At 44.2% G+C, this 5400-nt stretch carries 5 protein-coding genes; all 5 read right to left on the bottom strand.

Annotation, left to right across the window (positions count from 1 at the left end; genetic code table 11):
- Positions 1–287: 287 nt before the first annotated feature.
- The 5 genes from ACTNES_RS19245 to ACTNES_RS19225 all read right to left on the bottom strand — a co-directional run bounded on the left by ACTNES_RS19245 (position 288) and on the right by ACTNES_RS19225 (position 5002).
- Positions 288–656: a hypothetical protein gene (locus ACTNES_RS19245; RefSeq protein ID WP_441040418.1), complete on the bottom strand. Its 369-nt coding sequence runs from the start codon at positions 654–656 to the stop codon at positions 288–290.
- An 11-nt stretch (positions 657–667) separates the two neighbouring features.
- The gene (locus ACTNES_RS19240) at positions 668–1918 is read right to left on the bottom strand and encodes an ABC transporter permease subunit (RefSeq protein ID WP_441040417.1); all 1251 of its coding nucleotides are present in this window, start codon (positions 1916–1918) and stop codon (positions 668–670) included.
- Complete coding sequence (locus ACTNES_RS19235; RefSeq protein ID WP_441040416.1) at positions 1884–2786, bottom strand: ABC transporter ATP-binding protein; 903 nt, start codon at positions 2784–2786, stop codon at positions 1884–1886. Before ACTNES_RS19235 ends, ACTNES_RS19240 begins: the two co-directional genes overlap by 35 nt.
- A gap of 112 nt (positions 2787–2898) precedes the next feature.
- Positions 2899–4308 carry a sensor histidine kinase gene (locus ACTNES_RS19230; protein WP_441040415.1) on the bottom strand — a complete coding sequence of 470 codons (1410 nt, stop codon included), beginning with the start codon at positions 4306–4308 and terminating at the stop codon, positions 2899–2901.
- Positions 4298–5002 (bottom strand): response regulator transcription factor, encoded by a 705-nt coding sequence (locus tag ACTNES_RS19225; RefSeq protein ID WP_441040414.1) that lies wholly within the window; start codon positions 5000–5002, stop codon positions 4298–4300. The genes ACTNES_RS19230 and ACTNES_RS19225 overlap by 11 nt, the downstream gene beginning before the upstream one ends.
- Positions 5003–5400: the final 398 nt, after the last annotated feature.

Here is a 5400-nt window from a genome sequence, read left to right as displayed (position 1 = left end):
AAGACTCTTGGTTAAGCCAGCAGGACAAGAGTTCCTTGTTTCTGCTGGTTTCTCTCGTTTTCTGCCATTATAAACCACCGACTTCTGGATAAGTTCTGGATGAGTTATGAACGGTCTAATATTTCAAAAATCGTTCGACAGAATATGACAAAAACAAACAGAGCCGACAATTGAAAATAGACTTTACAATGCTCATTTTACGATCTGCTTTAGCAGAATACAGATTACAAAGAGCCTGCCGCACAAGGACTTTTTCCTTTATCATTGTGCGGCAGAATTTTCAGTAATCAGTTGCTAATTAGTTGAATTTCATAAACTGTTGGATAGTAAAATGGTTTTTCCTCATTAAAGGCGTTTTTGAGAATAACCTTGACTATATCACCTGGTTGGATTTCCTCAAGCATAATTGGATTTCCGTCCGCATCTACTATTTCTGTACTTTCACTAATGCCCAGTGAGTTCATAGGGCTACTATAAATTTCTGTTGTTCGCTCAACAATCAATCGTACTTCCCCGTCAGGTTGCGTAATAGTTTCTTGGACAACAGCTTCAAAAGATAATCGTGACCATTTTGGTGATTGGGTAATTGCCAACACCGCAACAATAGCGATTACCACCAAGACCGAACCGATGATTATCAATCTTTTTCTATTCACATTCACGCCCCTTATGAAACTTGATGCTTCTTAAAGCCCCGCCTTGCGAAAGGAAGCAAACAAACAGTCAAAGCCGCATACAGAATTGTCCTTGTAGAAAATGCGTCCAGTACCAAACCGCCTAATTGATAAGAGATATAAGACCCAAATTGGGGTTGAATTGCGTAGTAAGGAAGCAGGAACAAAATCAAATTGTAAGCGCCAGTTGTTCCGTTGGCAGAAAGGAACATTGGAATAAACAGCACAGGTACAAGTACAATCAATACAAGATAAGGACTTCTCATTTTGGAAGAAAGAAGCAGCGTCAGGCCGATCATGGCAAACAGGACAAAGTAAATAACGCCCAGATTGACCAGGATTCCTTGCAGGAATGTAAATGGATATGGGATGGTTGTGCCTGCAATCTGCATAGGAAGATTCCAGCCATCAACACCAAACGCCGCAAGGGGCAATCCAAAGGCCACAAGGATATGAATGGTAAACGCAAGAAGCCCAAACAGATAGGATGCAATGATCTTTGCAGTTGTCAGTTTTGTTTTTCCATACTTGCCCGACAAAATGACCGCATCTGTCCCCGCTTGATACTCGCCGGAAAATACGGGCGCAAGTACAATGCAAACAGCCAATATTGCGAACATCAACAGTTCAAAACAGGTATTGATGGTAAGCCATCCCTCATAATATCCATACTGGAACGGCGTTTCTACACGGCTGTTCATATTCTGCCAGTATTCTTTCTGTGCATCAGACAATCCACGGGACGAAGCATTTAACAGGGTAGCTATTTTTGCCTCTCTTGCCTGATAGAAGTTTGCGCCGTTCGTCACATCCAGTTCCGGCAGGCTGCTATACCAGGCCGTTACCCCAGGGGCGGCATAGGTTGATGCAATCGTTTTTAACAGTTCTTCCCGTGGTGCAATGTCATTCCAGTACGCATCCCCAATTAAAAACTGATCTGTTGCGTCAAATCCCACATTATCGGGATTTTCAAAAAGCTCCTGTACTTCGCGGATTGTTTCAGTAATGTATTCATCCGTCAGAGGGACGGAAATCTGCGAATACTGCTCCTTTGTATAAGCAATACCATCAAGGCCCTTGATTACTCCATCCGCATTGTAGGTCTGATACTGCAAAATCGGCAGGCCAAAAAGAAATGCCGTTAATAGCAGGCTGACGGCCATCACAATAAGCGTAGATTTCTTCCGTAGGATTTTCAAAAACTCATACTTAACCAGCGTTTTCATCATTTCCACCCCTTTCATTCTGTACTTCCTCGCCAAAATGGTACAGGAACAAATCTTCCAAACTCGGTTCAACCGTATAGGCATCTGCCGCCGGAGCTGTTTCATCCACAATTCGCAGACGCACCTTATTGTTTTCGTGGTGCAGATTGACGACACAAAAGCGCCTGCTGTATTCGGCGGCGTCCCGGTCATTCACCAAGACTTCCCACACCTTGCCCCGGATGCCGTCAGTAACCGTAGCCATAGGCTCTTGCAGCAAGAAACGCCCCTGCTTCATCATCAAAATTGTGTCCGCAATATAGGAAACATCGGAAACAATGTGCGTTGACAGAATCACGATCTTTTCCTTTGCAAAGTCTGAAATGATGTTGCGGAATCGTACCCGTTCTTTGGGGTCAAGCCCCGCCGTTGGTTCGTCCAGAATCAGAATGGACGGGTCATTCAATTCAGCCTGGGCAATACCCAAACGCTGCTTCATGCCGCCGGAATAGGACTTGATTTTCTTATCCGCTACATCATGCAGGTTGACCATATCCAGCAGCGTTTCCGTTTTTCTTCTGGCTTCTTTTGGGGCAAGCCCCTTTACCGCCGCCATGTAAAGCATAAATTCGCGGGCCGTAAAGTCAGGATAGAAACCAAAGTCCTGGGGCATATAACCCAAATGGGTGTAATACCGTTCTCCCAATTCCTGCATGGTCTTTCCATTCAGGCGGATGCTGCCGGAAGTAGGCTTCAAAACGCCGCAGATCATTCGCATCAAAGTTGTTTTGCCCGCTCCATTTGCGCCGAGCAAGCCGTAGACACCTGGCACCAGATTGACACTTATATTATCAACGGCGCATTTGGTTCCATATTGCTTGCATAAATGCTGTAATTGCAGTTCCATACAAAACCTCCTGTTGGCTGTTATTTAGATCACGTTATAAAAGATGGATGATCTATGCTTATAGCATAAACCATCCATCTTATCGCTGGCTTTTCCGTATCTTAATTTCATCTTAATTTGCGGGAAGCAGAAGCAAAAATTCTGTACCCTTGCCGGGCTTGCTCTTAACCGCAATATCTCCGCCGTGGAGTGCGACAATCTGCTTTGCGATTGCAAGGCCAAGACCGCTGCCCTCTGGCTTTTCTTTGGTGTTTGTTCCCCGGTAATACCGGCTGAACAGGTTCGATTGTTCTTCCTCGCTCATGCCCACACCATTATCCCGGATAGAAATGTGAATACCACTCCCTTGTATTTCTGTAACTGATATGGTCACTTTGGTTTCCGGGGGATTGTGAACCAGTGCATTGACAATCAGATTTTGAACCGCCCGCCGGAATAGGTCGGGGTCAACCGTAGCAGTAATTTCCGGCAAATTGCTTTCAAATTCTAAATCACGACTTGAAAAGGCCGGGTCATTCGTAATATCAATCACTAATTCCCTTAGATAACGTACCAACCGTATCTGTTGTGGGTGAAACGGAAAGGCCCCGGAATCCAGTTGGTAGGTCAGCTTCAAATCATTTATCAGTTTTTCTACATGATCGACATTTTTCAGAATGATAGAGCCATATTCCTGTACCGTCTGGCTTTCCGTTGCGGCACCATCCGAAAGTAATTCCGCGTAACCCTTGACAGGCGATAGGGGCGTTTTCAGATCATGGGTAATGTTTGAAATCCATTCCTGACGCGCCCGCTCTGTATTTTCTCTTAGCTGGTCGCTTCGCTGAATCTCCATGTCCATTTTGTTTAGTGCAGCATAGATGCTGCTGAATATGCCATTTTCCTTGAATGGCCGATAGGTGCGGAATGAAATGCTTTCGATGCCTTTTGTGATTTTTCCCATCTGGCGGGTGAGCCAGAAGCCATAAACAAGAAATGCGGCAGCAACCACACAGAGAATAAAGAATATCGCCATGCGGAATATAGGCGAAAGACGCCCGACTGTTTCACCGTTATAGTACAGCATATATTTTCCGATGGCGTAAGGGAAACCAATAAGATAGTTCCAGACTTCCCCGGACGCTTCATAGCTGCTCACAAAAACTGTATTTCCATTCTCATAGCCACTCGTTCCAAACGCAATCAGTTCAGATGCAGAGTAGCTTGTGGGGTAATGCTCCGGCTTATTATAAGAGAATATTTCCTGCCCGGATTCATCAATGACCTGAATCCATAAACCGTATTCGTCCAGCCGTTCCAGCCCTATGTCTTCTATCTTTAGTTCCCCGTCCTCATTTTCAATCCAAGCAGAAAAATTTTCTGTAAAACGGTTCGGCCAGTTCGCTAAGCTCAAGCCCTCTGGTTCGGGAATCGAAAAAAGATAATAATACAGGCCGATTGCAGCAACAGCAGCCAACAACATCAGGGAGCAAAGAAAAACGAATATTCTTAAAAGCGGATTGACCTTTTTTCTATTTCTCATGGGGGTTCACCAACTTGTAGCCCAAGCCTTTCATCGTGATAATATATTGTGGTTTTGTAGGATTGTCCTCCAGCTTTTCGCGCAAATGCCGGATATGCACCATGATGGTATTATCACAACCGAAACCATCCTCCCCCCAAACCGCTTCATATAGACGCTCCCGACTGATAACCCGTCCAATATTTTGTGCCAGATAATGCAAAATTTCAAATTCTCTTGCGGTAAGCTCCACTTCTTTTTCATTCTTCGTAACCCGGCATCCTTCTGGATCGATTACCAATTCTCCAATCGTGATGGTATGGTTCTGTACTGGTTCCTGCTTGTATTCAGCACGGCGTAATTGTGCCTTAACTCTATACGCCACTTCTTTCGGGCTAAAAGGTTTTGTTACATAGTCATCCCCTCCAACAGCCAAACCAAGTATTTTATCCAGTTCATCATTCTTGGAGGAAAGAAACAAGATTGGACAATGTGAGAACTGTCTGATTTGTTTGCACACTTCATAGCCATCAATCCCCGGAAGCATGATATCCAAAATAATGACATCCGGCTGAATTTGCTTGCAGATACTTACTGCGTCAAGCCCGTTATCAACTTTCGTAATATTGTAATACCCTTCTATGTTGAGAGCTTTTTCAAGCAAATTTAAAATATCCACCTCATCATCAACGATCATAATTCTATTTTCATTCATTTCATATCCACCTTTCCTACTGTGGCATTCATTTTTATCATTCTAATCTGTAAAGTATATCATCTTGCTCTTAATGTGTTCTTTGCGTAATCTTAAATTAACCTTAATTGATACCGAGCGTCCTTAATGTCCGTTTGTTTTGTACTTATTGAATCCGATTTTATTATATTTTCCCAGGGTAAAATAAGCAAGTCAAACCCTCTTGATATTCCAGGTATGATCTGAAAAAAGCAGAGGCCAGCCACTCCAATACGGAGCAACCGCCTCTGCTTTTATTCTCCCACGCTCACAAACCGATACCCGCTCCCAACCACCGTTTCTATGTACCCATCTCCAATTTTCCGTCTAAGCGAATACACCACATTTGCCACCGCCGCCCCGCAATGCTCCGGGTCCGC

This window comes from Blautia sp. HCP3S3_D9, from assembly GCF_052063845.1.
Lineage (GTDB): Bacteria > Bacillota > Clostridia > Lachnospirales > Lachnospiraceae > Blautia_A.
Note: the sequence above shows the minus strand (reverse complement) of the source record. Positions and strands in the feature narration are given on the sequence as shown.

What these genes read in the sequence shown, in the direction of transcription:
- ACTNES_RS19240 (WP_441040417.1), bottom strand. Translation starts at nt 1,918, where the DNA reads ATGAAAGGGGTGGAAATGATGAAAACGCTGGTTAAGTATGAGTTTTTG.
- ACTNES_RS19230 (WP_441040415.1), bottom strand. Translation starts at nt 4,308, where the DNA reads ATGAGAAATAGAAAAAAGGTCAATCCGCTTTTAAGAATATTCGTTTTT.
- ACTNES_RS19225 (WP_441040414.1), bottom strand. Translation starts at nt 5,002, where the DNA reads ATGAATGAAAATAGAATTATGATCGTTGATGATGAGGTGGATATTTTA.
- ACTNES_RS19235 (WP_441040416.1), bottom strand. Translation starts at nt 2,786, where the DNA reads ATGGAACTGCAATTACAGCATTTATGCAAGCAATATGGAACCAAATGC.